Origin of the sequence: Delftia tsuruhatensis (genome assembly GCF_903815225.1) — a bacterium.
GTDB lineage: Bacteria > Pseudomonadota > Gammaproteobacteria > Burkholderiales > Burkholderiaceae_C > Comamonas > Comamonas tsuruhatensis_A.
This window is the reverse complement of sequence record NZ_LR813084.1, coordinates 5316679-5341323: the sequence shown is the minus strand read 5'-3', so window position 1 is coordinate 5341323 and position 24645 is coordinate 5316679. Positions and strand designations below refer to the sequence as shown.

The window sequence follows — 24645 nt, the reverse complement described above, 5'->3', positions numbered from 1 at the left end:
GTCTGAAAGGTATGTAGAAGATGATGCGCATGCAAAAGCAACTGTCCCCTCGCGCCCGCAAGCGCGGCTTCACGCTGATCGAACTGCTGGTCGTGCTGGCCATCCTGACGCTGCTGGCCGGCCTGGTGGGGCCGCGCGTGCTCAACCAGCTGGGCGGCGCCAAGTCCAAGACCGCGGGCGTGCAGATCGCCGACATCGAGAAGGCGCTGGAGCTGTACAAGCTCGACGTGGGCCGCTATCCCACCTCGCAGCAAGGGCTGGAGGCGCTGGTCAAGCAGCCGGCCGGTGTCGCCGGCTGGGCGGGCCCCTACCTCAAGGGCGGCGTGCCCAACGACCCCTGGAACAACCCCTACCGCTACACCTATCCGGCCGCCAACGGCGACCTGGAAATCCTCTCGCTGGGCGCCGACGGTGCCCCGGGGGGCGAGGGTGAAGCGGCCGACGTGCGCAACACCAAGTAACCAGCTAGCTGTCCAGCACCGCTGCCGCAACCGTTGCCATGCCGTCTCGCCAAGGATGAGTCTTGAAGCGCGCTCAGGGTTTCACGCTGATCGAGCTGCTGGTGGTGTTCGCCATCCTCGGCGTGATCATCGGCATCATCCCGCCTGCCATGGGCAAGCTGCGCGATGCCGTGGACTACCGGCAGACCGTGCAGGACGTGACGGCCCTGCTGCGCAAGGCGCGCCAGCAGGCCACCCTCCAGGGGCAGCCCGTGGCTTTCGCTGTCAATACGAATAGCCGCCAATATGGCATTGCCGGGCAGACCCCGGCCAGGTTGCCGGACAGCCTGACCGTGCAACTGACCACGGCGGCCGGCATGGCCCTGGCCGACGGCAGCCAGACCATCGTCTTCCTGCCCGAGGGCGGCGCCACGGGCGGCAGCATCTCGCTGGCGCGCGGGCAAGGCGGTGCCGGCGTGCGCCTGCGCGTGGACTGGCTGTCCGGCCAGGTCACCAAAGAGGCCCTGTGATGCGTCGGCGTGCCGCTTCCCGCCCCCGGGTGCGGGGCATGACCCTGCTGGAGCTGCTGGTGGCGCTGTCCATCATGGCCATCTCCCTGGCGCTCATCTACCGCGCGGTCGGCGGCTCGGCCCGGGGCGTGGCCAAGCTGGAGCAGAACCAGGGCGTGGCCCTGCTCGCCGACTCGCTGCTGGACGCCTTTCCCATGGTCGATCCCGGCGGCACCCAGGCCTCGGGGCAGGATGGCGCCTATGCATGGCAAGTGGCCTCGGCACCTTTCCCCGTGAGCGACCTGCCCGAGACGGCGGTCCGGTTGCACGCCCTGCGCATCACCATCTCCACCGAAGGCCGCAGCTGGGTGTTCGAGACCCTGCGCCCCCAGCGGCCTCCGCAGCCAGGCGAGGTGATCCGATGAGCCCGCGCCGCACGGTGCCGGCCGGGCAGCGGGGCTTCACCCTGGTGGAGCTGCTGGTGGTCATGGCCTTGCTGTCCCTGCTCATGCTGGGGCTGGCCTCGGCCATGTCCACGGTCTCCCAGACCCAGGAGCGTGTCGATGCACGGCTGGACCGCATGGACCACCAGCGCGTGTCCATCGGCTTTCTACGCTCCGTCCTGGGCCAGGTCTCCGCCGTGCGGCGCCAGGCGGGCCTGCGCAAGCAGGGCGAGAGCGAACTGTTCTTCGAAGGCGGCCCGCAGGGCATGCGCTGGCTGGGCATCATGCCCGCGCGCTTCGGCATGGGCGGGCGCACCCATTTCCAGCTCTCGGTCGAGGGCGATGCCCTGGTGCTGCGCTTCGCACCCTGGCAGGGCCCCGACGTCATGCCCGACTGGGGGCAGAGCCAGTCCTACGTGATCGATCGCGGCGTCACCGCTTTTGCCTTGCGTTACCAGAACGCCAAACTGGGTGTGGCACATTGGCAGCCGCAATGGGGACCCGAAAAGGACAACGACAAGGAATTGCCCTCCGCCGTGCAGATCGAGCTGCAGTCGGCGTCAGGGGCGTGGCCGATGATGGTCGTTGCCATGAACACACCCGCAGGCTCAAACCCCGCCAGTTCGATGCGGGCCACCCTGGGTGGAGGCACGGTCTGGTGAGAGTTCGTTCAATCGAGTCGGTGCGCCGGCCTGGCGCGCAGCGTGGAATGGCCCTGGTGCTTGTGCTCTGGATCGTGGCCGCTCTGGCTATCTTCGCAAGCAGCCTGGGGCGCGTGGTGCGCAGCGAGGCCTCGGTCATCGGCGTGACCCGGCAAATGGCCGAGGGCCGGGCGCTGGGCGAAGCCGCCATCTACCAGGTGTTGCAGCGCATTGCCGTCAAGCCCATGGAGTTTCGCGACTATGCCGTGGCCCCGGTGCCAACGCCAAAAGGGATAATAGAGGTTGCCATCCTTCCCTGGAGTGGTCTGGTGAACATCAACGACGCGCCGCCAGCTTTGCTGGCGCTGCTGCTGTCCAGGGCGGCAGGCCTCGGCGGCGGAGCCGCCGAGGCGTTGGCCCAGGCCATTGTGCAGGCGCGCAACGGCGTGGACAATCGCCAGCCGCTGCGCCCGGCCTGGGATGCGCCTGAAGACCTGCTGCAGGTGCCCGGTATGACCTATGCCATTTTTTCCAGCATACGGGACTTCATCGTGGCGGATTCGGATGGGCGCGGGGTTGTGAGTCCCGGCGCTGCTCCGGAAGCGCTCAGGCCGTGGCTGGAAGGGGGGGGCATTGCGTCACAGCAGGGCCTGTCGGGTTCGCGATACTCCCTCATTGCGAAGGTGCCGTTCGACGGCCTGGGCGAGGCATGGGTCATGCGGCAGGTGGATGTGACCGGTCCAAGCGGTCCCGGGCGCTTGCCATGGACCGTGCTGTCCGCCTCGCAGACCTGGAAAGGGCGCTTGTAGCGCTTCAAGTGCCAAGAAAGGAAGAATTTCAATATGGCTCAATGTGAAAGCGGGAGGGGGTATCCATGCCGCTGCTGAGTTCCGACGCGAAGCTGTTCGGCATCGACCTGACTTCATTGGGCGACCAACTGCGTGAGGCATGGCTGCAACTGGCGCGCCAGCCTTGGGTGCGGCGGTGCGTGCCGCGGTTTTCCATCCAAGTGGTGGCAGGAGATTCCCGGCCTGATGGTGTGGCCTGGGTCAGGGGCGATCGCCTCGACTGGGCTGCGCAGTCCGATGGTGCAAGGACTGCAGCGCCTGCCTATGCAGCGGTTCTGCTGTCTTCCGAGCAGGTGCTGGTACGTACGTTGCGCCTGCCCGCCATGTCACCCAAGGCGTTGCGTGGGGCTGTGGGGCTGGATGTGCAGATGATGACGCCCTTTACCGAGGCGCAGACGCTCTGGGCCTTTGCGGTCCGCGCTCCGGGCAGTGTCTCTTCTGCGCAGCAGGTCGACGTGGTGATCACTTCGCGCGATCAGGTGCAGCGGGTCTTGAGGGAGCAAGGCTCCCGGCTGCCTGTCGGCAGGCAGCCCGAGGTCTGGGCGGAGTCCGGGGCGCAGCCGATCATGATGACCGGGTTTGGCGAACAGCCCCGTCTGGCGCGCGAGGCACGTCAGCGCATCTGGCTGTTGACCGGAATGTTGACCGCGGTCGCGTTGGTTGCGGCCCTGGCCGCCACGCCGACGGCGCAGCTGTATCTGCGTGCCCAGGACGCCGGTACCCAGTTCGCCCGGTTGACCCAGTCTACCCGTGACGTCGTGGCCAAGCGGCAGGCGCTGGTGACTGAGGCAGAAAGCGTCTCCGCACTGCTGGAGCGACAAAAGCAGCAGATCGATCACCTGCGCGTGATGGCCCTCCTGACGCGGGTACTGCCCGATGACACGGCGGTGCAGCGCGTGCAGTTCAGGGGGGACAAGCTCACGGTGCAGGGCTTGAGCGACGATACTTCTGAAGCCGTGCGCCTGCTGTCCAAGGAGCCGGGCTTGCGCGATGTGCGTCTGCCCAGCGCCGTGACCCGGTCCTCGCGGACCAGCAAGGAGAGCTTCACGCTGGAGGTCACGCTGGATCCGGCAGTGCTCGGCGTGCATGCCGTGGAGGATGCCAAAGTCGTGCCTGAAGCCACAGATGCACCCGCCGCATCCACTGCGGCGAAGGAGGGTGCATGATGGTCGCCAAGCCAAGACTGCCCTTGCGCCAGATGGCGATACTGTCGATACCGGCCCTGGCCCTGCTGATCCCCCTCGTTGCCGGCGGGCTGTGGGTCCATGCCAAGCACAACTGGGGCCAGAGCCAACTGGACCTCGTGGAACCGCGCTATGCGCGGCTGCTGGGACTGCAGGAACAGGCAGAGGAAATCCAGCAGGCTCTTGAAAGCTTGGCCGACGCCAAGGCCAAGCATGTCTATCCCGGCGAAAGCGATGCCACGCAGACCGGAAATGCGGTACAGCAGCGCTTGCGCACTGCCCTGGACCGTGCCGGCCTTGCCATCGTCAGCAGCCAGGTGCGTCCCAATCCGGAAGAGGGAACCTATGAGCGCATCGACGTGGTGATGTCCACGGAAGGCGAGTGGACCGCCATTCAGATGGCACTTCTGTCCTTGCGTGACATCAGTCCCACTGTCTGGCTCGATGACCTGGAGGTCAACCTGCCCGGCAGCCTGCAAAATGCCAGCCCCCGTGTGGCGCCCAGGTTGAGTGCGCAATTCACCTTCAGCATTCTCCGGAGCAAGACACAGTGAAGCAGATCAACTGGCTGGGGTGGGGTCTCGGAGCCGCCCAGGTATTGCTGTGTGCCGCCTTGGCTGCGGCCTGGCTCACGCCGCAGATGCAGGTCAAGGACAGCAGGTGGGCGCCGCCCCAGCCCCTCAAGACGGATATCAGGGCGCTGTTGCCCACGTTGCCTGAAGCGCCGGCTTCCGGAACGCGCCAGGAGGATCAGTTGATGCTCCAGATGCAGGAGCGGCCTTTGTTCGCTCTCAGCCGCCGTCCGCCACCGCCGCCAGCGCCAGCGAAGAAGCCCGACGAGGAACCGGCAGAGCAGGATCAATGGGCCAAGGCGAAAATCATGGGATTGTTTGATGGCGCCGTCAGTGGGGCCATCGTGCAGTACGCGGGCAAGGAGCAGCGCCTTCTGGTGAGCCAGAGCCTGGGCGGGTGGACGCTGTCGCGAGTTTTCGATCGGGAGATCGAACTGGAGAGCGGGGGGCGCAAGCGCCGCCTGCCATTGACCAGGCCTGCAACTGTAAAAGCAGGGGGAATGGGCAGCGCCTTGGCACCCATGGCTATTCCTCCACGTGCCCAGAGAGGCACATTCGCCGTCACCCGTTCGCAGCCGACGCAACAGCCGCAGACCGTCCAGCCTGCTCCTGTCACGCCGGCGCAGCACAGCGATTCGGCACCCGTGCCGCAGGAAAGCCCATCCCGGAATGAGGGCGCAAGCCTGGGCGGTGGAGTGGTCCGGTAAGGGCCTCCCCGCAACTGAAAGAACAGCCGAGAAAATCTATGCAACTGTCCAATCGACCTATCCGAACAGCCTTGGCGCTTGCCGTCTGCCAGTTGCTGCTGGCATGCGCCCAGCCTGCCAAGAACAATTTCGTCAGCCACTTCGGCAGCGATGCCGCCGGTGGATATGTGTTCCTGCCTGAAGGCGATGACGGGCGGGAGGACGCCAAGAAGAAGCCTGCCACAGAAGCCGACAGTCCCAAGCCGCGGATATTGGAGGGTACGGGCAAGCTGCTGGGTGAGGCCAAACCCCTGCCGGCCGTGACGGGCAGTCCCGTCAAGCTCAATTTCGAGGATGCTCCCCTGTCCCAGGTGGTCCGCACGGTTCTGGGGGACATCCTGTCGCTGGACTATGTGCTGCATCCGCCGATCAACGGCAACATCACGCTGAGTACGCGCAACGCCATTCCTGCCGATCAGGCTCTCAACCTGCTTGAGACCGCGCTGCAGGCCAATGGCATGGCCATGGTGCGCGATGCGCGCGGCACCTACCATGTGGGCCGCGTCGATGCGCTCAAGAGCATAGGAGCCACCGTGCGCCAGGCTGCGCCTGACAAGCCGATCGCGCCAGGTTACGGGACCATCATCGTGCCCCTGCAATACATTGGCGCGAACGAGATGGCTTCCATTTTGCGGCCCATGGTGCCCGGTGATGCCATCGTGCGCGTGGACAACATCCGCAACCTGCTGGTGATGGCCGGTTCGCGGGCCCAGGCGGAAGGCTGGCTGGACATGGTACGCACTTTCGATGTGAACCTGCTCGAAGGCATGTCCGTGGGCGTGTTTCCCCTCAAGTATGTCTCCATCCAGGAAGTCAGCTCGGCGCTGCAGATCATGAGCGGAGGCGGTTCCGGGGCTGCCGCCCCTGGCGCACCCGGTGCCGCGGCCGGTTCGGCCAGGCCAGGCGCTGCCGCAGGCGCCGCACCTGCGGCCGGTGCCGGCGCGGGAGCCGTGACGGCGCTGGGCGAGGGCAACCCCATGTTCGGCGCCCTGCGCATCATCCCCATCGAGCGTCTCAACAGCATCATCGTCATCACGCCGCGCGCCGCCTATCTGGACGAGGCGCGGCGCTGGCTGGCCAAGCTGGACCAGCCGGGTTCCGGAGGATCCCAGCCGCAGTTGAACATCTACCGCGTGCAGAACGGCAATGCCAGGCATCTGGCCAGCGTGCTGGCCGGCATATTCGGCGGCTCCACGGGCGGCAGCACGGCCAACAGCGGCGTGGCGCCGGGCCTGGGAACATCGACTTCCGGCAACAGCGGATTCGGCAACAGCGGGTTCGGCAACAGCGGGTTCGGCAACAGCGGATTCGGCAACAGCGGATTCGGCAACAGCGGATTCGGCAACAGCGGATTCGGCAACAGCGGATTCGGCAACAGCGGATTCGGAAACAGCGGCTTTGGCAATAGCGGCTTTGGCTCGAGCACCGGGCAACGCTTTGGCTCTACGACGAACTCGGGCTTTGGGGGCCAGACCGGAACGGGCCAAGGCATGGTCGGTGCGAATCTCGGCAGCGTTCGCGTCATGGCCGACGAACTCAACAACTCCGTGCTGGTCTGGGGTACGCCAGCTGAATTCGAGCGCATTGAAGCTTCGCTCAAGAAGCTGGACCTGCCGCCCACCCAGGTGCTGATCGAGGCCAGCATCGTGGAGGTCACTCTCAACGACACATTGCGCTATGGCCTGCAATGGGCCTTCAGTGGCGATGTCGGTAACAAGGGCTACAGCGGAAATGGCGGATTGCTGGGGCAGGCAGGGGACCAGCGCCCACCTGGCGCTACATCATTAGACACAGCCACAGGAGGGCTGGGCGGTCTGAGCCTCGGGCAGGGCTTTAATTACACGCTCAAAAACTCCTTGGGCAACATCAAGGCCGTGCTGACTGCTCTGGCGGGCAAGACCCAGGTCAAGGTGGTCGCCAGTCCTACGCTGATGGTGCTGGACAACCATCCGGCGGCTATCGCCGTCGGTACGCAGCAGCCCTACAAATCCGGCACCACGGTGACTGGGACCTCGGGGACCGCCATCGACAACTTCTCTTACAAGGATACGGGGGTGAATTTGCAGGTCGTCCCGTCCGTCAATGCCGGCAATCTGGTCACTATGACAGTCAATCAATCGGTGACAGATGTCGGCGCGATGGATGAGGTGACTCGGCAGCGCGCGTTCCTGCAGCGGCAGATCTCGAGCCGTGTGGCCGTGCGGTCGGGGGAATCCATCGTCATGGGAGGGCTGATCCAGGAGAATTCGAATGAAGGCCGTTCGGGCATACCTTATTTGTATGATCTGCCCGTGGTCGGCAATCTGTTCGGCTCCACCAACAACTCGGGCGCCCGCACCGAGCTCATCGTCATCATCACCCCGCGCGTGGTGCGCACCGACGTCGACGTGCGCGAGGTCAGCGAAGACCTGCGCGAGCAGATGCGCTCCCTGTCGCCACTCCTCAAGTCCTCGGGTCGTTCCGTACCTGAGGATGTCTTCCCGGTGCCTTCCAAGGCTTCGGTGGAGGTGGGGCCTCTCACGCCGGCTTCCAGGTAAGCGGACAGGTCTTTGGAACGTTCGGACCCTGCCTGCCTCGAAACTTCTTTCTGGAGAAAACCATATGAGCAACAAGACAATCAAACAGCCTCTTGCACGGGGCGCGCGATGGATGGCGTGGGCGGCCGGGGCGGCCTGTCTGGCACTGGTGGCGGGATGCGCCACCACCTCCGATGAAGGCAAGACTGCGGAGGACATCGTGAACGCACGTTCCGCGGCCTATCTCAAGGCGCGGCAAGCTGGCGAGGTGGACAAGGCCTACGAGTACCTCACGCCCACCTACCGCAAGCTCAAGGACAAGGAGCGCTTCAGCCGGGAAAACGGTGGGACGACCGCACTCAAGGGGGGCGAGCTGATTTCCACCGAGTGTGAGCCGACGCGTTGCGTAGTGCGTCGCAACTTCACGGCCAAGGTGCCCAGCATTCCCAATGCGGACATCCCCATCAGCATGACCGAGGCCTGGGTGATCGAGGATGGCAAGTGGTGGCTGCACCTCGACTAAATAGCGTGAACGGACTCCTGCACTATTGTGTGCTTGGGTGAACGTCGGGGATAATGCGCCGTCCCTGTACCGGTGCTGGCCAGGCAAGTGTTGTTTTTTTCGCAAAAGCATGCTTGGGCGCCTCCAAAAAGCCACATGGGGGCGTAACTGGCTGTGCTACGATTCCTCGGCGATCAATCGTGGTGGTTGCAACTACCTTATCTTTTTTACTGGAGATAGTTCTTATGAAGAAAAATGTTCTGGCCCTGAGCATTGCTGCCATGGTTGGTGGCCTGGGCTTTGCAGGCGCTGCATCGGCTGGCGTGATCGTCGGTACGGGTGCTGCTCCTACGGCTGCTGTGCTGGGTGCATCCAACGCCCAATCGTTCGCTCTGAGCGAAGGCGGCACGGGCCACAACCTGGTGGTGCCTTACTTCTCCGCTCAGAACGGCAACATGACCGTTCTGCACCTGGTGAACACTGACACCCGTAACGGCAAGGCCGTCAAGGTGCGTTTCCGCGGCGCTGCCAACTCCGACGACCTGATGGACTTCCAAGTCTTCCTGTCGCCCCAGGACGTCTGGACCGCTGCCGTGTCGCAAGGCGCCAATGGCGTTCTGCAACTGGCCAGCTCGGACAACACCTGCACGCTGCCCCGCCTGAACTCCGCTCCCGGTGCGTCCGATGGTGCCAAGGCTGCCAACGCCGTGGGTTACTTCAACGGCACGACCGGCCGTCTGAACCCCAAGCTGTCTGACGCTGCACGTGCCAACGGCTCGCGTGAAGGCTACGTTGAAATCTTCAACATGGCTGACATCCCCAGCGCTGCTGTCTATGGTTCCACCACTGACGCACAGTCGGCCCTGTACAAGACCATCAAGCACAACGCCGCTGGCGTGGCTGCTTGCGACAGCACCGTGCTGAACCCCGCCGTGCTGACCACGGACTGGACCACCGAAGCTACCGCTGCTGCCCGCGGCCTGGCTACCCCGACCACGGGTCTGATGGGTGACTGGTACATCATGAACGTGCCGCAGACCACCACCTTCTCGGGTGCTGCCACGGCTCTGACGGCTGTTGATGGTGCGAATGGCACGGGTGCTGCTGCCCGCGGCAACTACGTGCTGTTCCCCCAGCGCGCTACCCCTGTCGACGCAGCCACGGCCAACCAAGTGACGGCCGACCCGCTGTTCCGTACGGTGAACGTGGGCCTGGAGAAGGATGCTGCTGGTGCTGTGACCGGCGGTACCTTCAACAACCCCGTGATCCGTGCTGGCCTGTACGACCTGCCCGACATGTCCACGCCTTACTTCGGCGCGCTGAGCAACACTCAGCCCCTGACGCAAGCTCAGGCACTGTCGCAAGCTCTGGCCGTGACCCAGGTCATCAACCAGTACGCCAACGATGCCAGCATCTCCGGCAAGACCGACTGGGTGTTCTCCATGCCCACCCGTCGCTACAGCGTGGCTCTGAACTACAACGGCGCAAACGCAAACAATGCTGCTGTCCGCGTGTTCTCCTCCGACATCCTGAACGGTGGTGTTGCGTTCTTCCACTCCGGCAACACCGAAGTGACGAACGAAAACGCTGATGCTCGTATCTGCGTGGCTGCCGATGGCCAGTCCTTCTTCGGTCGTGAAGAGCAATTCCGTGAAGACGGCGCTGTTCTGTCGCCCGGTGAAGTGGCTACCTTCCGCTTCTGCGGCGAAACCAGCGTGCTGAGCTTCGCTGACGCAAACGGCAACTCCGTTCTGGCCGCTACCGTGGCCCGTCAGGACACCGGCAACTCCGCCTTCAACCGCGGCTGGGCTTTCGCCAACGTGACCAACGGCGGCGCTGGCCTGCCTATCCTGGGCGCTTCCTTCCAGAAGCTGACCAACCCCAGCGCTGGCGCTGGCTTCTCGGGCACCTACGGTATCACCTGGCCCCACCGCTACGCTCGCTAATTTGTTTGCGTAAGCAAGCAACTTAGTCGCTAAGTAGCACTCTAAGAAAGCGGGACGAAAGTCCCGCTTTTTTTATTTCTATCGACGAAAAAATGGCAAGCATGCGAATGACCAAGACTGCTTTTTCCTCTCTGCCGCGCACCGCGCTGGCCCTGGCCTTGATGGCTGGCTGCCTGCTGGGTGCCGGCGCCCGCGCCGACGAAGCCCAGGCTTTGATGGATGGCCCGGCCCGGATCACGACCAGCGACGTCAACGCCGATGCGCTGCGCACGCCGGACGCCCTGCGCAGCCAGGTGTTGTCCGACCCCAAGCGGGTCGAGCAGATCGTCACCAGCCTCTATGTGCGCCGCGCCCTGGCTGATGAGGCGCAAAAGCAGAAACTGGTGAAGCAGGCGGATCTGGATGCCGTCATGCGCCTTGCGCGCGACAAGATGCTGTCGGACGCCTGGTTGCAGAACATGCAGACCAAGCACAATCTGTCGGATGCGCTGGCCGAATCCCAGGCGCGCAATGCCTACAATGCCAAGCCGGATCGCTTTGCGCACCTCGAGCAGGTGCAGGTGCGCCACATCCTGATTGCCGGCGATACCCCTGAATCCAAGGCCAAGGCAGAGCAGTTGCTGGTCCAGCTCAAGTCTGGCGCCGATTTCGCGGAGCTGGCCAAGGTCAATTCCATCGACAAGGGCAGCGCCGCCAAGGGTGGAGATCTGGGCTATTTCGAGCGTGGCCGCATGGTTCCTGAGTTCGATGAGGCCGCTTTCGGGCTGGACAAGCCTGGTGCCCTGAGTGCACCCGTGAAGACCAAGTTCGGCTACCACATCCTGAAGCTGGAAGCCCGTCGCCCCGCAGGTGTGCAACCTTACGCGGAGGTGCGTGAGCAGCTCGTGGCCGAGGTGCGTGCCAAGGCCGTGCAGGATGCCATCGACAAGGAGGCGGAAAAGCTGCGTGCCAAGGGCACGCTCAAGCCTGATGCCATCAAGGCATATAGCGAAAGCGTCAAGAAGCACTGAGCCTCTTCTTGCTGGCTGCACGGATGCCGGGCCCGATTGCGCAGGGGCCGACGCTGCGTACGTCGAGCACATGCAGCAAAAACTGACACTCTTTGCGCGGTCTGCCTGATAAAGGCCGGCACAGACCTTGCGTCTTGCGCGAAAATGCGAGGTTTGGCATGAACGAAGTGCCGCTGCGTCGTCCCGCGACGTGGGCGGCACTTTTTGCATAACGACGCATGTACTCTTTAATCGGCGAATGCCGCGCGCTGTGGCAGGCCCGCGGCCTGCTGTGGGTGATGACCCGGCGCGAGGTGGCGGCGCGCCATGCGGGCACGGCCGCAGGCGTGCTCTGGCCCTATCTGCAGCCGCTGCTGACGGTGGCGGCCTACTATCTGGTGTTCGACGTAGTGTTCTCCATGCGCCTGGGAGACAACGCGCCCACGCATGCCGTGGGCGCGTTCCTGGTCGTGGGCGCCTTGCCCTGGATGGCGTTCTGCGATGCCACCTCGCGTGGCATGAACAGCCTGATCGAGGCGGGCGGCATCCTGCAAAAGAACCCGCTGCCGCCCGTGCTGTTTCCGCTGCGGGCCGTGCTGGCCAGCAGCGTGATCTTCGGGCCGCTGCTGCTGCTGGTGGCGCTGGCCTATCTGCCGCAGCATGGCTTGAACACCTCCATGCTGGCCCTGGTGCCGCTGCTGCTGGGCCAGTTGCTGCTGTGCTCGCTGCTGGCCTATGCGCTGGCCATCCTGACGGCGGCGTTGCGCGACGTGGGGCAACTGGTGACCTTCCTGCTGTCGGTGGGCATTTACCTGTCGCCCATCCTGTTTCCCCTGGCGCTGTTTCCCGAGCGCTGGCGCTGGGTGCTCTGGGCCAATCCGATGACGGCGCTGGTGCTGGGCTACCAGAACGTGTTGCTGCAGGGCCTGTGGCCCCAGCCCGCGGTGTGGGTTGCCCTGGGCGCCTGGCTGCTGGTGCTGGCCGTGCTCCTGAACGGCCTGGTGCGGCGCAGCCGCGATCAACTGGTGGACTGGCTATGAACGCCAAGCATGTCGAACTGCCCGATGACCTGGTCCTGCGTGTGCGCGACCTGGGCAAGGAGTACAAGCTGTATCCGTCGCCGCGCGCGCGCTTCAAGGCGCTGCTGACGGGCGCGGCCACGCACCGCAGCCATTGGGCGCTGCGCGATGTGTCCTTCGAGCTGCGCCGGGGCCAGTGCATCGGCGTGATCGGCGACAACGGCGCGGGCAAGAGCTCGCTGCTCAAGCTGCTGGCAGGCACCTTGCAGCCGAGCTGCGGCCAGATCGAGCGCGTGGGCCGGGTGACGGCCATCCTGGAGCTGGGGGCGGGCTTTCATCCCGATTTCAGTGGCCGGGACAATCTGTATTTCGGTGGCAGCCTGATCGGCATCAGCCCGGAGCGCATGCGCGAGCTGGAGCCCGAGATCGCGGCCTTTGCCGAGCTGGGCGAGGCCATGGAGCGCCCGGTCAAGACCTATTCATCGGGCATGACCGTGAGGCTGGCGTTTGCGCTGGTGACGGCGGTGCAGCCCGACGTGCTGATCATCGACGAGGCCCTGGCCGTGGGTGACCAGCATTTCCAGAAGAAGTGCATAGAACGCATCATGGCGTTCCGCAACAGCGGCTGCACCATTCTGTTTTGCTCCCACAGCCCCTATCACATCCGCCACCTCTGCGATGCCGCGCTGTGGCTGCGTGGCGGCCAGGTGGCGCAGTTCGGCGATACCGAGCCGGTGCTGGCGGCCTACGACCTGCACACCCGCGAGCGACAGGAGCGCGAGCAGCGCGCGCTGGCAGGCGTCGCAGACACCGAGACCCCGGGCCAGGCGCCGGAGCCGCAGCCATCCTGCGACGTGGCTGCACCTGCCTCGGGCCCCGTGGCGGCCGTGGACAGCGGCTCGGCCTGCATTCTGTCGGTGGAGGTCAAGGATCTGGCGGAGCCCGTGGACGATCAGCCGGGCCTGCTGCAAAGCCAGGACCTGGTGGTGACCATCACGGCGCGTGGGCGGGGCGACGAGCGCCCGCACATCGGCTTCATGATCGAGCAGTCCAAGGGCGTGGGCATCACCTCGCTGGCCACCCATGAAGATGGTGCCTTTCCGCGCCAGCTGCCGGATGGAACCTGGCAGACGGTGCTGACCTTCCCCGACCTGCCGCTGCACAGCGGTGACTACGTGATCAGCGCCTTCCTTTTCGATGAGACGGGACTGGCGGTCTATGACGAATGGTTCCAGTTCCGGCATCTGCGCTTCATCTTTCCCAAGCCGTTGCCGGGGCTGGTGCGCCTGCCTCACCACTGGAGCTGACGCATGGGCCAGGACCTGACGGGATTGCAGCAGCGGTCCTTGCCTGCGGGCGAGGCCAGGGGGGGCATCGATCCACGGCTGAACCTGCTCAAGGTACTGGCCTCCTTCGGCGTGATCATGGTGCATACGGCGGTGCTGCGTGTCTCGCAGGTCGATGTGCACAGCCTGGGCTGGTGGGTGGCCAATATCGGCGATGCGGCCGGCCGCTTCGGCAGCTCCATGTTCGTGATGGTCGGCGGCGCGGTGCTGCTGGCCCGGCCGGCGGAGCGCGACCCCTGGGGCATGGTGGGGCAGCGTCTGTCCCGGCTGCTGCCCGCGCTGCTGTTCTGGTCGGCGTTCTACTTTGCCTGGAGGCAGTGGATGTGGGGCGGCATCACATGGCAGGGCATCGTGCAGGACGTGGTGCTGGGCAGTCCCTGGTACCACCTGTGGTTCATGTACATGATGCTGGGCCTGTACCTGATGATGCCCGCCATGCGCTATGCCGTGCTGGGTGTCGGGGACGGGTCCGGCTGGCGTCATCTGCTGGTGGTGGCGGCGGGCATGACCTGGTTCGCCTCCATCGCGCAGACCCTGCAAAAGACTTCGCATGCCAGCTTCATCGGCCTGGCGCCGCTGTTCGTGGTCTATTTCCTGGGGGGCTACTACCTGCTGCGGCGTCCGGTGCGCATCGCGGGCTGGCTGCTGTGGCTGGGGGTGCTGCTGGCCGTGGCCGGCATGGCGGCAGGCGTGGCCCTGGCCTATCCGGTGCTCAAGGACTGGGCCTTCGTGCTTTTCTACAGCAACCGCAGTCCTTTCGCGATGCTGCTGACGTTCTGCCTGTTCCTGCTGGCGCTTCGCCTGCCGCCGCAGTCCGTTCCCCGCTGGGTGAATCACCTGGGCAAGGCCACGCTGGGCATTTATGCCATCCACCCGTTCTGGATCGACATGCTGGCGCGCTGGGGCTGGGGCCTGCCGCAGGCAGGTGGCTACTGGCCGGTGCTGACACTGCTGGTGTTCGTGCTGTCTGCCCTGACATCGCTGGCGCTTTTTTCGATCCCCCGGCTGCGGCGCCTGGTGAGCTGACATCCACTGCGGCCCGGACCCCGGCTGCGCGCAATCTCCGAGATACCCGATGAACACGACGAATTCCATCCCCACGACACTCAGCCCCGGACAATGCCTGATCCAGGAAGCACGGCAACTGCTGGCGCAGGGCGACCGCACGGGCGCGGCCCAGGTGCTGGTCCGCGCCCGGGGCGAGCGCGATACGCTGCTGCAGGCCCACGAACTGATCGAGGCGAACGGCCTCGTGGGCTCGTTCTCGAACATCATGGGGCTGGAGTGCCGCATCTCGCCGCAGGACGATATTTTCGGCTTCTTCCGTGGCCACCACTCCAGCCTGAACCCGCTGCGCGACTATTTCGCCGATGGCTGGCGCACGCTGTCGGAACTCATGCTGCTGCTGGAGGCCGTGGACAAGCCGCTGCTGCGCACGGCCAGCGTGCTGGAGTTCGCCAGCGGCCATGGCCGCTTCACGCGGCATCTGGTCAAGGCGCTGGGGGCCGAGCGTGTCACGGTCTCGGACATCGTGGTCGATGCCGTGGATTTCTCCCAGCAGACCTTCGGTGTGAAGGGCTTTGCGTCGGCCAGCGTGCCGGAGCAGGTACGCTGGCCCCAGCAGTACGAGCTGGTGTTCGTGCTGTCGCTGTTCAGCCATCTGCCGCGCTCGACCTGGACGCGCTGGCTGCAGGTGCTGCGCGATGCGGTGGCGCCCGGCGGCTTGCTGGTCTTCAGCACGCACGGCGTGAAGGCGGCGGATTTCGACAGCGTGACGCTGGATGAAGACGGATTTTTCTTCGCGCCTTCCAGCGAGTCGAATGCCATCGATGCCCATGAGTACGGCACGGCCTTCACCTCGGAGCGTTTCGTGCTCGATCGCATCGCCGAGACCTGGGGCAGCGATGCGCTGCGCCACCGTTCGCTCGTGCATTTCTGGAACCACCAGGATGCCTATGTGCTGCAGCGGCTGTGAGCGGATCCGGGCTGTTGACAGAACCAAGAGGGGCGATTGAAGAATGAGTTGGATGCTGCGGTTGCAGGAACGGCTGTTTGGCCTGGCGCCATGGGATGCCGGCAGGATCACGGACGAATGGTTCCGTGCGCATTTCCACTATGCGGCCGATCTGGCCCATGACTGGCTGGGGCGCTCGCTGGACCTGTCCCGGGCACGGTTGCTGAATTTCGGCTGCGGCGATGGCATCACGGACCTGGCCCTGGTGCTGCGCCATGGCGCGACGTCCATCCACGGCATCGACATCCGCCAGGAGTACGCCAAGCTGCCCCGCATCGCACGCGAGCAGCTCGGCATGTCGCGCATCCCTGCCGCGCTGAGCTTCGAGACCATCGTGCCGAATTCGCCGCTGGCGGGCCGGCATGCCGGCTACGACGGCCTGCTGAGCTGGTCCACCTTCGAGCATGTGCAGCGCGACAAGGTACTGCCCATCCTGGCGGACCTGCATGCCTGCCTGCGGCCGGGCGGGGTGTTCTTCCTGCAGATCGAGCCGCTGTTCCATTCGCCCTGGGGCTCGCATCTGCGCCGCTATGACGATGTGCCCTGGCACCACCTGATGGCCTCGGAAGAGGAGTTGTGGAGCATCATCGAGAAGCACGAAGGCCCGCTGGACGCCGCCGAGGTGGACTTCGGTTTTGCCGATTTCGGCGTGGACGGCTACAAGCGCTTTGTCTTCAAGGAATACCAGGCGCTGAACCGGCTGACGGCCGATGAGCTCATCGATATCGCACGGCAGGCCGGCTTCGATGTGCTGCGCGAGGAGCGGCGCCATGTGGACATGCCCATCCCCGAGGCGCTGCAGGGCCGCTATCCCGAAGATTGGCTGCGCAACAACGAAATCCTGCTGCTGCTGGGCAAGTCCTGAGTGCCCTGCCCGGGCGCGCCGTGCCGGCGGCGCCCGTGGCTTCGCGGCTCAGGCCTGCAGCCAGTTCTTGACCCTGCGCTGCCAGTGTGCGGGAATGCGCCTGGCCACGCCGCGCAGGATCGGCATGGACCGCAGCCGGGCCAGGGCCGCCAGGGCCATCGAACTGGCGGCATGGGCTTCGCGCTGGAGGCGGTGGGTGGCCAGGAAGGCGGCGGGCAGCGGCTGGAGTTCGGCCGGGCCTTGTGGCTGCAGCCCTTGCAGATAGTCCTGGGCATAGAAGGAATCGCCCGGCCGCGCCTGGACTGCTCCGGCGGCCTGGGGCACTTCGGGCGCCTGTCGTTCGATGAAATGGTTCTGGCGCACTTGCGTGAAGAAGTCCAGCCACTGTGCGGTGCTGGCGTCCCAGGCGTGCACCCAGGACCATGGCCGCCCGGCCAGACGCTCGGGGAAGGCGCCGATGTCGGGTGCGACGATGGGCAGGCCGGCGGCCAGGCAGGCGCTGAGCGTGTAGCTGTAGGTCTCCGGCCATTGCGCGGGGAACCAGGCCAGGTCGGGCTGCAGCCACTGCAGCAGCGCGGGCAGCTCTTCTTCCTTGTAGCCTCCATGCACGGTCAGCCGTGCGCGCGGCTGGGTCTGCAGGCTGCGGTAGGCGTAGCCGAGCAGGTGGAACTCCACGGGGCTGCCGCGCCTGGCGGCTTCCTGCGCCACGGCCTCCAGCACATCGGCGCCCTTGATGGCGCTCATGGCCCCCAGCACGACGATCTTGAGCGGCGCCGTGGCGGCCAGGGGCCGGACGGCGGGGGCTGGCAGCTGTGCGGGCAGGTCGGTGTGCGCGACGGCCTGGACACGCGCCCCGGGCACGAAGCCGGCCATCCGGGCGGCCGTGTCCTGGCTGGGCGCGAGCACATGCCGTGCGTTGTTCAGCAGCAGCGCATTGCGGTGCCGCCACTGGGCCACGGTGCCGGCATAAGGGGCCGCATCGCCGGGTTCGCAGCAGCCGCATTCGCCGGCGCGCGGCGGTGCGATGTAGCGGTTGTCGATGCCGGTCAGCGAGATGTTCTTGCAGTAGGCGTAGAAGTCGTGGGCCGTGAAGTCATGGGCCGTACCCAGGCGGGCGGGAAGGTCCAGGATGGCTTCGCTGTGACCCAGCAGGTGCTGGTAGTGCACATGCACTACGCCCAGCTGGCGCAGGGCCTGCACCAGCTCTTCCATCTGGTCGGCGACGCGGAAGGCCAGCTCGAACGCCTCCTTCTCCTCGGCGCGCCGCAGCACCACGGTGCCGCCAGCCGCGGGCGAGAGCGTGAGGAACAGGGCCTTGCCTTGCAGGTGCTGTGCCAGCTCGCGCACATGGCGCACCGTGCCGCCCGCGCGGTCATGCAGGACGGCCAGCACCACGGGCTGGTGCGCGGCCTCGGCCTGCAGGCGCGCCACGTCCAGCGCGAGGCGTGCCGTGCGTGCCGGGTCCGCCTGGACGAAGGCCATGACGTCGGCTTCATAGCGCGGGTGCAGCCTGCGCAGGGTTTCCATGGCGGCGCGCTCGCGCGGGCTCTTGCTTTCCCCGAAGCTCACGCCGCCAGTGTGCAGGACGAAGGTGTCCAGCAGATGCAGGTTGCGCCAGCCGGCGGCCGCGGCGCGCTGGCAGAAGTCGTTTTCCTCGCCATAGCCCTTGCCGAAGTGCTCGGTGTCGAACAGGCCGACGGCATTCAGGCTGTCACGGCGGATGTACATGCAAAAGCCCACGCCGGTGGGCACATCGACCACCTGGCCGGGGTTGGTGCGGGCACACAGCGCGTCGATGGCTGCGGTGTCCATGCCGGCGGGCAGGTCGTTGCCCTCGCAAAAGCGGGGGTAGCTGCAGATCGTGGCGTTGTTGGAGAACGGCGTGACCGAGGCGATGCGCGCATCGCCATAGGCTGCCCGCCGGATGCGGTCCAGCCAGTCGTTGGCGACCACGGTGTCGCTGTTGAGCAGCAGCACGTCATGGGCGGTGTTCAGCGCCATGCCGCGGTTGACGGTGCCGACGAAGCCGAGGTTTTCCTCGTTTTCCAGCAAGGTGATGCGAGGTTCCTGCGCGGCTTTCTCGCGAAGCCAGGCCGTGACCTCGGGCTCGGGGCTGGCATCGTTGATGACCACCAGCTGCCACGGCGTGCGGCACTGGCTGGCCAGCACCGATTCGATGCAGTTGCGCGTATCGTCCAGGCCCCGGTAGACCGGGACGATCACGTCCACCGGCTGCGGCGGCATGGATTGGGGGACGGGAACATGCAGGGGGACAGGGGCAGGCGCTGGCGTGCGGCCCAGCAGACGGTCGATGCGCATCTTGGCGTGGACGAGGGGGCGGGTGGCCCGGAAGACGGTGGAGTTCTCGATGTCGCGCAGGTGCTGTTCCAGCCGGGCGAAGTCCCTCTGCACGCGGGTGGCCTCCTGCTGCCAGAGGGCGCGTTCCTTGCTTTGTGACTGGTGGCTTTCCTCCAGCAGCGTGTTGCGGTGCTGAAGACTGTGGATCAACTGGTCGCGCTGCTCGGTCTCCCGGGCCAGTTGCCTGGCCTGCTCATCGCGTTGCCGGGCCGCCTGCTCGCTTTGCTGTTCGTGCACCATGCGCTGGGTATGCAACCGATCTTGCAGTTCGCCTGCCTTGCTGCGCTCCTGCGCGAGTTGCTGCTGCAGTGGCTGCATAGCGCCGGACAGGGCGAGGTAGTCGGCCGACATGGGCCAGCCCAGCTCGACTTCCAGCGAGGCACCCCGCAGCGCGGCCAGGGTCTCGGCCGCGATGGGCAGCTCGAACCAGGGGTCGTCGCCGGTCAGCAGCAGCATCAGGGCGAAGGCGCTCGCGGGATGGGGGCCGCTCCAGGCGACCTGGTGGTTCGGCCGCTGCCCCAGCAGGGCCATGGCCGAATCCTCGGGCCGCCATTGCCAGACGGGGGTGCCCTGGGCGTCCAGCAAGGCCAGCCGGTACAGGTGCACGAAGCCCGGGCGGTCGGCCAGGTCCAGGCGCAGATGGCTCAGGGAGGTGTTGTGCTCGGGCAGTGCGAAGCGAACCGTCTGCCGGGGCTGGCCGATGACGCCGGTGGCCGAGAGCTTGTGGCCCTCGTCATAGCGGCCGGCGCGGGCCATGTAGAGCTGGGCGGTGAACAACGCATGCCCCTCGGGATAGTTCACGGGGGGCTCGATCGGCTGCGCCTGCGCGACCGGGGCGGCGCTGGCGATGAACTGGTAGGCCAGCGCGTCCGGCGTGGCCAGCAGGTAGCGGGCGACGGCAGGCGGCAGGCTGTCGTAGGCGACGCGGAACTCCGACTCGGGCAGAGCCCGCTCTATGGTGTCGATGTCGTCCACCTGCCAGCGCTGCTCCGCCAGGAAGCGCGACAGCGAGCGCCGCGTGAAAAAGCGCAGGTGGGTGCGGTCCAGCAGGCCCTCCTGCCGGTAGCGGAATTCGCCGTGCAGCAGCTCGGCCACCAGGCCGCTGTAGCCCGCGTTGGGCACGGAGATCAGCAGCCGGCCCTGCGGCGCCAGCCGCTCGCGGCAGGCGGCCAGGATGCGTTCGGGCTGGCGCAGGTGTTCCAGCACGTCGGCGCAGACGATGTAGTCGTAGCGCGCTTCACCGAAAAGCCGGTCCAGGTCGCAGTCCTCCAGGTCGGCGACATGGACCTGCCGGTAGAACGGGGCGGCATGGCGCGCCTCTTCCTGACTCAGCGTGACGCCATCGCAGATGCACTGCTTGTGCTCGGCGAGGAAGGCACCCAGCGCCCCGCTGCCGCAGCCCAGGTCCAGCACATGGGACTGCGGACGGACGTGGCCGGCCAGCACGGACAGCGATGTACGCTCGTTCAGGTCGATGGTGCGCAGGTAGACGTGGGGATCGGGAATGGGTGTGGTCATAGCAGGTGGGGTGCCGGACAAGGCCTTGGCGGGACTCAGGCACCGGCCGCCTTCATCCAGAGCGCAGGCTCCGGCCGCGCCCACAGTGGGCGACCAGCGAAGGCCGCGCAACGCAGGCGGCATGGCTCATGGATTCTGGACAAGGCTGATCAGGTGGCATGCCGTCTGGCAGCAAGCGGTTCAGCCCCATCCACGGGAAAGAGGCCGGAAATAATCCCGGGAGTCCGGGTGGCAGATTGTCGCGCATCATAATCCCGCCCACCGCAGTGACTGCATGGCGTGGCTGGTTAATGGCATTTTGTGCGGTTGTTGCATTTTTTTGCATCCCGGCATATTCGCTGACGCCAGCGGACCGCCATTCGCTGAATACTCTGGGCCCCTGTCGAGATGGGGCGAGTGCCCGGGCTGGGGCTGGAAGATCTGAAGGGCAGTATTGATGGATTCATCGTTGGTCGTGTCAGTGGTCAGCCACGGGCATGGCGCTCATATCCAGAGGCTGCTCGAGTGCCTGGTTTCGGCGCTGCGCGCGCGACCGTCGCGCGTGGTATTGACGCTCAATATCCCGGAGGCGGATCCCGTGGCGCCGGCCGCCGGCTGGCCCTTCGCATTGGAGATGCGGCGCAATGCACGGCCCCTGGGCTTTGGCAGCAACCACAATCGGGCGCTGGCACAGGCACGGGAGGCCTTTGTCTGCGTGATCAATCCTGATGTGTGCTGGCCTGCCGGAGAAGATCCTCTGGACGGGCTTGTGTCGCGGGCGGCAGGCGCAGGGCTGGCGCTGGCCTACCCCTGTCAGGTCGGCGAGGATGGCGGGTTGCAGGATTTCGAGCGGGAATTGCCCTCCGTCTGGAATCTGCTGCGGCGCAAGCTGGTTGGGCGCGCCGAGCGGCGCGTGGAATGGGTCAATGCGGCCTGCCTGGTGATGCAGCAAGACAGCTGGCTGCGGCTGGGCGGGTTTGACGAAGGTTTCTTTATGTACTGTGAGGATGTGGATCTGTGCCTGCGCCTGCGCGTGCAGGGCGGAGAGCTCAGGCGCGCCGATGTGTGCGTCGTGCATGCGGGGCAGCGGGCGAGCCGGCGCAACCTGCGCCATGGCGCCTGGCATGTGGCCAGCCTGCTGCGCCTGTGGAGCCGGCCGGCCTACTGGAAGGCCAAGGCCCTGCCGCAGGCAGCGCCGTCGCTGCGCGCCCTGCGCGGGGAGACATCGTGATCTGGATGTCGGTATTGGCCTTCATGGTGTCCTGCGCGGGTTGCGCGGTGCTGCTGCGCTGGGCCCGGCAGTACGCCAAGAGTTCCTACGGCTATGACAAGCCGCAGCGTTTCCATGTGGGGGAAGTGCCGCGGCTCGGCGGCGTGCCCATGTTCCTGGGTCTGGCCGTGTCCTGGGGGGCGGGCACCTGGCTGAGCATGCGCGGAGACCCTTCGTCGCTGCGCATGCAGCTGTGGGTGGTCGTCTGCCTGGCTTCCATGCTGCCGGCCGTGGCGGGCGGCGTCATCGAGGATGTGTCACAGCGCCTGAGCGTGCGCTACCGGCTGGTGCTCACCCTGCTGAGTGCCGTGCTGGCCGTCTCGCTGTGCGGGCTGACCGTGCCCCGGCTGGGCTGGCCCTGGCTGGAACAGGCCCTGGGCCCGGCCATGCCCTGGCTGGGCGTGGGCCTGGCGGTGCTGGCCCTGACGGGGTTGCCGCACGCCTTCAACATCATCGATGGCTACAACGGGCTGGCCGGCATGGTGGCCACCATCATCTGCCTGGCGCTGGCCCATGTGGCCTTGCAGGTGGGCGACCGGACCCTGGCCGCCATGCTGGTGACGCTGGCGGCCGCCACCTGCGGCTTCCTGGTCTGGAACTACCCGCGCGGCATGATGTTCGCCGGCGATGGCGGGGCCTATGTCTGGGGGCTGGCGATCGCCCTGGCCAGCATCGCACTGGTGCAGCGCAATGCCGCGGTATCCCCCTGGTTTCCGATGCTGCTGCTGATCTACCCGGTCTGGGAGACGGTGTTCTCCATCTACCGCAAGCTGATGCGCGGCATGTCGCCGGGCATGGCGGACGCGCTGCATTTCCATCAGCTGATCTACCGGCGCATCGTGCGGGGCGTGTTCGACGACGATCTGGCGCGGCGCATGCTGCGTCGCAACAACCGGACCTCGCCCTATCTGTGGGCCTTCACGCTGCTGACCGTGGTGCCGGCCCTGCTGTTCTGGAGCAATACGCCGGTGCTGGTGGGCTTTTGCCTGCTGTTCGTGGTCAGCTACGTGGCCGCCTATCTGGCCATCGTGCGCTTCAAGCTGCCGGGGTGGATGCAGAACAACGGGTGACGGGCGGGGCCGCCGTGCCTGGCAGGGGCCGTTCCGTCATCCATGCCTGCAACACTGCCACGCAGTTGCGGCACAATGCCCGCCTTGTTGTTTGACTACTTCCACGCCCCCGGGCTAGCACCATGAACGATATCCTCTCGATTGCCCCCCGCGACAAGGCCGAAATCCTCGCCCAGGCCCTGCCCTACATCCGCAAGTTCCATGGCAAGACCATGGTCATCAAGTATGGCGGCAACGCCATGACCGACCCGGCCCTGCAGGCCGACTTCGCGGAAGACGTGGTGCTGCTGAAGTTGGTGGGCATGAATCCGGTGGTGGTGCACGGCGGCGGGCCGCAGATCGAGACGGCGCTCAACCGGCTGGGCAAGAAGGGCGAGTTCATCCAGGGCATGCGCGTGACCGACGCGGAGACCATGGAAGTCGTGGAGTGGGTGCTGGCCGGCGAGGTGCAGCAAGACATCGTGGGCCTGATCCACCAGGCCGGCGGCAAGGCCGTGGGCCTGACCGGGCGCGATGGTGGCCTGATCCGCGCGCGCAAGCTGAAGATGGTCGACAACAAGGATCCGAACATCGAATACGACGTGGGCCAGGTGGGCGACATCGTCTCCATCGACCCCAGCGTGGTGCGCGCGCTGCAGGATGACGCCTTCATCCCTGTCATCAGCCCCATCGGTTTCGGCGAGGAGAACGAGAGCTACAACATCAACGCCGACGTGGTCGCCAGCAAGCTGGCTACGGTGCTGCAGGCCGAAAAGCTGGTGCTGCTGACCAACACGCCCGGCGTGCTGGACAAGGCCGGCAACCTGCTGACCGACCTGACGGCGCGCGAGATCGACGCGCTGTTCGCGGACGGCACCATCTCGGGCGGCATGCTGCCCAAGATCAGCGGCGCGCTGGACGCGGCCAAGGCCGGCGTCAATGCCGTGCACATCATCGATGGCCGCGTGCCGCACTCCATGCTGCTGGAAATCCTGACCGACCAGGCCTACGGCACCATGATCCGCAGCCATTGAGGCCCGATGGCGCGGACGCTGCGGTTCGCGTTACCATCGGACATGGCCCGGGCGTGGTCTGACGGCCGGAGCCGGTTTCTCTGCAAGCCGCCTTTGGGGCGGCTTTTGTTTTGGTGGGTATGGATATGCGTTTGCTTCTGGTGGAAGACGATGTGATGGTGGCCAGCGGCATCAAGCTGGGGCTGTCCGATGCGGGGTATGCCGTGGACTGGGTCGGCAGTGCCGAGCGTGCCCTGGAGGTGCTGGCGCAGGAAGCCTTCGACCTGGCCGTGATCGACATCGGCCTGCCGGGCATCGACGGGCTGGAGCTCACGCGCCGCCTGCGCAGCAGCGCGGTGGAAAGCTCGGCCATGCCCGTGCTGATCCTGACGGCGCGCGATGCGCTGCAGGATCGCGTGCAGGGACTGGACCAGGGCGCCGACGACTACATGGTCAAGCCCTTCGAGCTGCCCGAGCTGCTGGCGCGGTTGCGCGCGCTGCTGCGGCGCTCGCAGGCCGCCACCTCGGCGGTGCTCAGCTTCGGCCCCATCGAGCTGGACACGGCAGGCCGTCGCGCCGGTGCACGCCAGCCTGTGCAGGACGATGAGGCCGAGGGCAAGCTGCTGCCCATCGACCTGGGGCCGCGCGAATGGACGGTGCTGGAGTACCTGCTGATCCACGCTCCCAAGCCTGCCAGCAAGGACAAGCTGCTGCAGGCGCTCACGGGCTGGGACCGGGAGATCACGCCCAACGCGGTCGAGGTTTATGTCTCGCGCCTGCGCAGCAAGCTGGAGCCGCATGGCGTGGCCCTGCGCTCCATCCGGGGCTTCGGCTACCGGCTGGAACTCTCGCATGCGGCGCCCTGATGGGCGGCCGCC

Annotated in this window: 22 protein-coding genes; 21 read left to right on the top strand and 1 reads right to left on the bottom strand. The window is 66.1% G+C overall.

Features of this window, described 5'->3' with window-relative positions:
* Positions 1 to 20: 20 nt before the first annotated feature.
* The 17 genes from gspG (at position 21) to L1Z78_RS24250 (ending at position 16580) form a co-directional block, all read left to right on the top strand.
* Positions 21 to 461 (top strand): type II secretion system major pseudopilin GspG, encoded by a 441-nt coding sequence (gene gspG / locus L1Z78_RS24330; RefSeq protein WP_234638903.1) that lies wholly within the window; start codon positions 21 to 23, stop codon positions 459 to 461.
* A gap of 62 nt (positions 462 to 523) precedes the next feature.
* Complete coding sequence (locus tag L1Z78_RS24325; protein WP_234638902.1) at positions 524 to 970, top strand: GspH/FimT family pseudopilin; 447 nt, start codon at positions 524 to 526, stop codon at positions 968 to 970.
* Complete coding sequence (locus tag L1Z78_RS24320; protein ID WP_267966994.1) at positions 970 to 1374, top strand: type II secretion system protein; 405 nt, start codon at positions 970 to 972, stop codon at positions 1372 to 1374. Before L1Z78_RS24325 ends, L1Z78_RS24320 begins: the two co-directional genes overlap by 1 nt.
* On the top strand, positions 1371 to 2054 hold the full coding sequence (locus L1Z78_RS24315; protein WP_234638900.1) for a prepilin-type N-terminal cleavage/methylation domain-containing protein: 684 nt from the start codon (positions 1371 to 1373) through the stop codon (positions 2052 to 2054). The genes L1Z78_RS24320 and L1Z78_RS24315 overlap by 4 nt, the downstream gene beginning before the upstream one ends.
* Positions 2055 to 2101: 47 nt before the next feature.
* The gene (locus tag L1Z78_RS24310; RefSeq protein WP_234638899.1) at positions 2102 to 2842 is read left to right on the top strand and encodes a general secretion pathway protein GspK; all 741 of its coding nucleotides are present in this window, start codon (positions 2102 to 2104) and stop codon (positions 2840 to 2842) included.
* Between the two features lie 65 nt (positions 2843 to 2907).
* Positions 2908 to 4047, top strand: a complete 1140-nt coding sequence (locus L1Z78_RS24305) for a PilN domain-containing protein (protein ID WP_234638898.1) — start codon at positions 2908 to 2910, stop codon at positions 4045 to 4047.
* Positions 4044 to 4619: a type II secretion system protein GspM gene (gspM, locus tag L1Z78_RS24300; RefSeq protein WP_234638897.1), complete on the top strand. Its 576-nt coding sequence runs from the start codon at positions 4044 to 4046 to the stop codon at positions 4617 to 4619. Before L1Z78_RS24305 ends, gspM begins: the two co-directional genes overlap by 4 nt.
* On the top strand, positions 4616 to 5344 hold the full coding sequence (locus L1Z78_RS24295) for a hypothetical protein (RefSeq protein ID WP_234638896.1): 729 nt from the start codon (positions 4616 to 4618) through the stop codon (positions 5342 to 5344). The genes gspM and L1Z78_RS24295 overlap by 4 nt, the downstream gene beginning before the upstream one ends.
* Before the next feature lie 38 nt (positions 5345 to 5382).
* Positions 5383 to 7920, top strand: a complete 2538-nt coding sequence (gene gspD, locus L1Z78_RS24290) for a type II secretion system secretin GspD (RefSeq protein WP_234638895.1) — start codon at positions 5383 to 5385, stop codon at positions 7918 to 7920.
* A 199-nt stretch (positions 7921 to 8119) separates the two neighbouring features.
* The gene (locus L1Z78_RS24285; protein WP_234638894.1) at positions 8120 to 8422 is read left to right on the top strand and encodes a hypothetical protein; all 303 of its coding nucleotides are present in this window, start codon (positions 8120 to 8122) and stop codon (positions 8420 to 8422) included.
* 224 nt (positions 8423 to 8646) lie between these two features.
* Positions 8647 to 10347, top strand: a complete 1701-nt coding sequence (locus tag L1Z78_RS24280; RefSeq protein WP_234638893.1) for a cell surface protein — start codon at positions 8647 to 8649, stop codon at positions 10345 to 10347.
* A gap of 107 nt (positions 10348 to 10454) precedes the next feature.
* On the top strand, positions 10455 to 11357 hold the full coding sequence (locus tag L1Z78_RS24275) for a peptidylprolyl isomerase (RefSeq protein ID WP_234638892.1): 903 nt from the start codon (positions 10455 to 10457) through the stop codon (positions 11355 to 11357).
* A 218-nt stretch (positions 11358 to 11575) separates the two neighbouring features.
* Positions 11576 to 12376, top strand: coding sequence for an ABC transporter permease (locus tag L1Z78_RS24270; RefSeq protein ID WP_234638891.1), 801 nt, complete (start codon positions 11576 to 11578; stop codon positions 12374 to 12376).
* The gene (locus L1Z78_RS24265; RefSeq protein ID WP_234638890.1) at positions 12373 to 13662 is read left to right on the top strand and encodes an ABC transporter ATP-binding protein; all 1290 of its coding nucleotides are present in this window, start codon (positions 12373 to 12375) and stop codon (positions 13660 to 13662) included. The genes L1Z78_RS24270 and L1Z78_RS24265 overlap by 4 nt, the downstream gene beginning before the upstream one ends.
* 3 nt (positions 13663 to 13665) lie before the next feature.
* The gene (locus tag L1Z78_RS24260; protein WP_234638889.1) at positions 13666 to 14727 is read left to right on the top strand and encodes an acyltransferase; all 1062 of its coding nucleotides are present in this window, start codon (positions 13666 to 13668) and stop codon (positions 14725 to 14727) included.
* Positions 14728 to 14776: 49 nt separating this feature from the next.
* Positions 14777 to 15676, top strand: a complete 900-nt coding sequence (locus tag L1Z78_RS24255; protein WP_234638888.1) for a class I SAM-dependent methyltransferase — start codon at positions 14777 to 14779, stop codon at positions 15674 to 15676.
* A 43-nt stretch (positions 15677 to 15719) separates the two neighbouring features.
* Positions 15720 to 16580 carry a class I SAM-dependent methyltransferase gene (locus tag L1Z78_RS24250; protein ID WP_234638887.1) on the top strand — a complete coding sequence of 287 codons (861 nt, stop codon included), beginning with the start codon at positions 15720 to 15722 and terminating at the stop codon, positions 16578 to 16580.
* 48 nt (positions 16581 to 16628) lie between these two features.
* On the opposite strand, the gene L1Z78_RS24245 is transcribed toward L1Z78_RS24250, so the two are convergent.
* Positions 16629 to 20456 carry a methyltransferase domain-containing protein gene (locus L1Z78_RS24245; RefSeq protein ID WP_234638886.1) on the bottom strand — a complete coding sequence of 1276 codons (3828 nt, stop codon included), beginning with the start codon at positions 20454 to 20456 and terminating at the stop codon, positions 16629 to 16631.
* Between the two features lie 436 nt (positions 20457 to 20892).
* Here L1Z78_RS24245 and L1Z78_RS24240 point away from each other — a divergent pair, with 436 nt between their 5' ends.
* The 4 genes from L1Z78_RS24240 to L1Z78_RS24225 all read left to right on the top strand — a co-directional run bounded on the left by L1Z78_RS24240 (position 20893) and on the right by L1Z78_RS24225 (position 24633).
* Positions 20893 to 21666, top strand: a complete 774-nt coding sequence (locus L1Z78_RS24240; protein ID WP_234638885.1) for a glycosyltransferase family 2 protein — start codon at positions 20893 to 20895, stop codon at positions 21664 to 21666.
* 5 nt (positions 21667 to 21671) lie between these two features.
* Positions 21672 to 22775, top strand: a complete 1104-nt coding sequence (locus L1Z78_RS24235; protein ID WP_234642253.1) for a glycosyltransferase family 4 protein — start codon at positions 21672 to 21674, stop codon at positions 22773 to 22775.
* 122 nt (positions 22776 to 22897) lie between these two features.
* Entirely contained in the window at positions 22898 to 23788 is an 891-nt protein-coding gene (gene argB, locus L1Z78_RS24230; RefSeq protein ID WP_234638884.1) for an acetylglutamate kinase, read from the top strand.
* Positions 23789 to 23913: 125 nt separating this feature from the next.
* Positions 23914 to 24633 carry a response regulator transcription factor gene (locus tag L1Z78_RS24225; protein WP_234638883.1) on the top strand — a complete coding sequence of 240 codons (720 nt, stop codon included), beginning with the start codon at positions 23914 to 23916 and terminating at the stop codon, positions 24631 to 24633.
* The last annotated feature ends 12 nt before the right edge of the window (positions 24634 to 24645 follow it).

Excerpts from the sequence above, each read along its gene's own strand:
- gspG (WP_234638903.1), top strand. The coding sequence starts at position 21 with ATGATGCGCATGCAAAAGCAACTGTCCCCTCGCGCCCGCAAGCGCGGC.
- L1Z78_RS24320 (WP_267966994.1), top strand. The coding sequence starts at position 970 with ATGCGTCGGCGTGCCGCTTCCCGCCCCCGGGTGCGGGGCATGACCCTG.
- L1Z78_RS24315 (WP_234638900.1), top strand. The coding sequence starts at position 1,371 with ATGAGCCCGCGCCGCACGGTGCCGGCCGGGCAGCGGGGCTTCACCCTG.
- L1Z78_RS24310 (WP_234638899.1), top strand. The coding sequence starts at position 2,102 with ATGGCCCTGGTGCTTGTGCTCTGGATCGTGGCCGCTCTGGCTATCTTC.
- L1Z78_RS24305 (WP_234638898.1), top strand. The coding sequence starts at position 2,908 with ATGCCGCTGCTGAGTTCCGACGCGAAGCTGTTCGGCATCGACCTGACT.
- gspM (WP_234638897.1), top strand. The coding sequence starts at position 4,044 with ATGATGGTCGCCAAGCCAAGACTGCCCTTGCGCCAGATGGCGATACTG.
- gspD (WP_234638895.1), top strand. The coding sequence starts at position 5,383 with ATGCAACTGTCCAATCGACCTATCCGAACAGCCTTGGCGCTTGCCGTC.
- L1Z78_RS24280 (WP_234638893.1), top strand. The coding sequence starts at position 8,647 with ATGAAGAAAAATGTTCTGGCCCTGAGCATTGCTGCCATGGTTGGTGGC.
- L1Z78_RS24275 (WP_234638892.1), top strand. The coding sequence starts at position 10,455 with ATGACCAAGACTGCTTTTTCCTCTCTGCCGCGCACCGCGCTGGCCCTG.
- L1Z78_RS24270 (WP_234638891.1), top strand. The coding sequence starts at position 11,576 with ATGTACTCTTTAATCGGCGAATGCCGCGCGCTGTGGCAGGCCCGCGGC.
- L1Z78_RS24265 (WP_234638890.1), top strand. The coding sequence starts at position 12,373 with ATGAACGCCAAGCATGTCGAACTGCCCGATGACCTGGTCCTGCGTGTG.
- L1Z78_RS24260 (WP_234638889.1), top strand. The coding sequence starts at position 13,666 with ATGGGCCAGGACCTGACGGGATTGCAGCAGCGGTCCTTGCCTGCGGGC.
- L1Z78_RS24255 (WP_234638888.1), top strand. The coding sequence starts at position 14,777 with ATGAACACGACGAATTCCATCCCCACGACACTCAGCCCCGGACAATGC.
- L1Z78_RS24250 (WP_234638887.1), top strand. The coding sequence starts at position 15,720 with ATGAGTTGGATGCTGCGGTTGCAGGAACGGCTGTTTGGCCTGGCGCCA.
- L1Z78_RS24245 (WP_234638886.1), bottom strand. The coding sequence starts at position 20,456 with ATGACCACACCCATTCCCGATCCCCACGTCTACCTGCGCACCATCGAC.
- L1Z78_RS24240 (WP_234638885.1), top strand. The coding sequence starts at position 20,893 with ATGGATTCATCGTTGGTCGTGTCAGTGGTCAGCCACGGGCATGGCGCT.
- L1Z78_RS24235 (WP_234642253.1), top strand. The coding sequence starts at position 21,672 with ATGTCGGTATTGGCCTTCATGGTGTCCTGCGCGGGTTGCGCGGTGCTG.
- argB (WP_234638884.1), top strand. The coding sequence starts at position 22,898 with ATGAACGATATCCTCTCGATTGCCCCCCGCGACAAGGCCGAAATCCTC.
- L1Z78_RS24225 (WP_234638883.1), top strand. The coding sequence starts at position 23,914 with ATGCGTTTGCTTCTGGTGGAAGACGATGTGATGGTGGCCAGCGGCATC.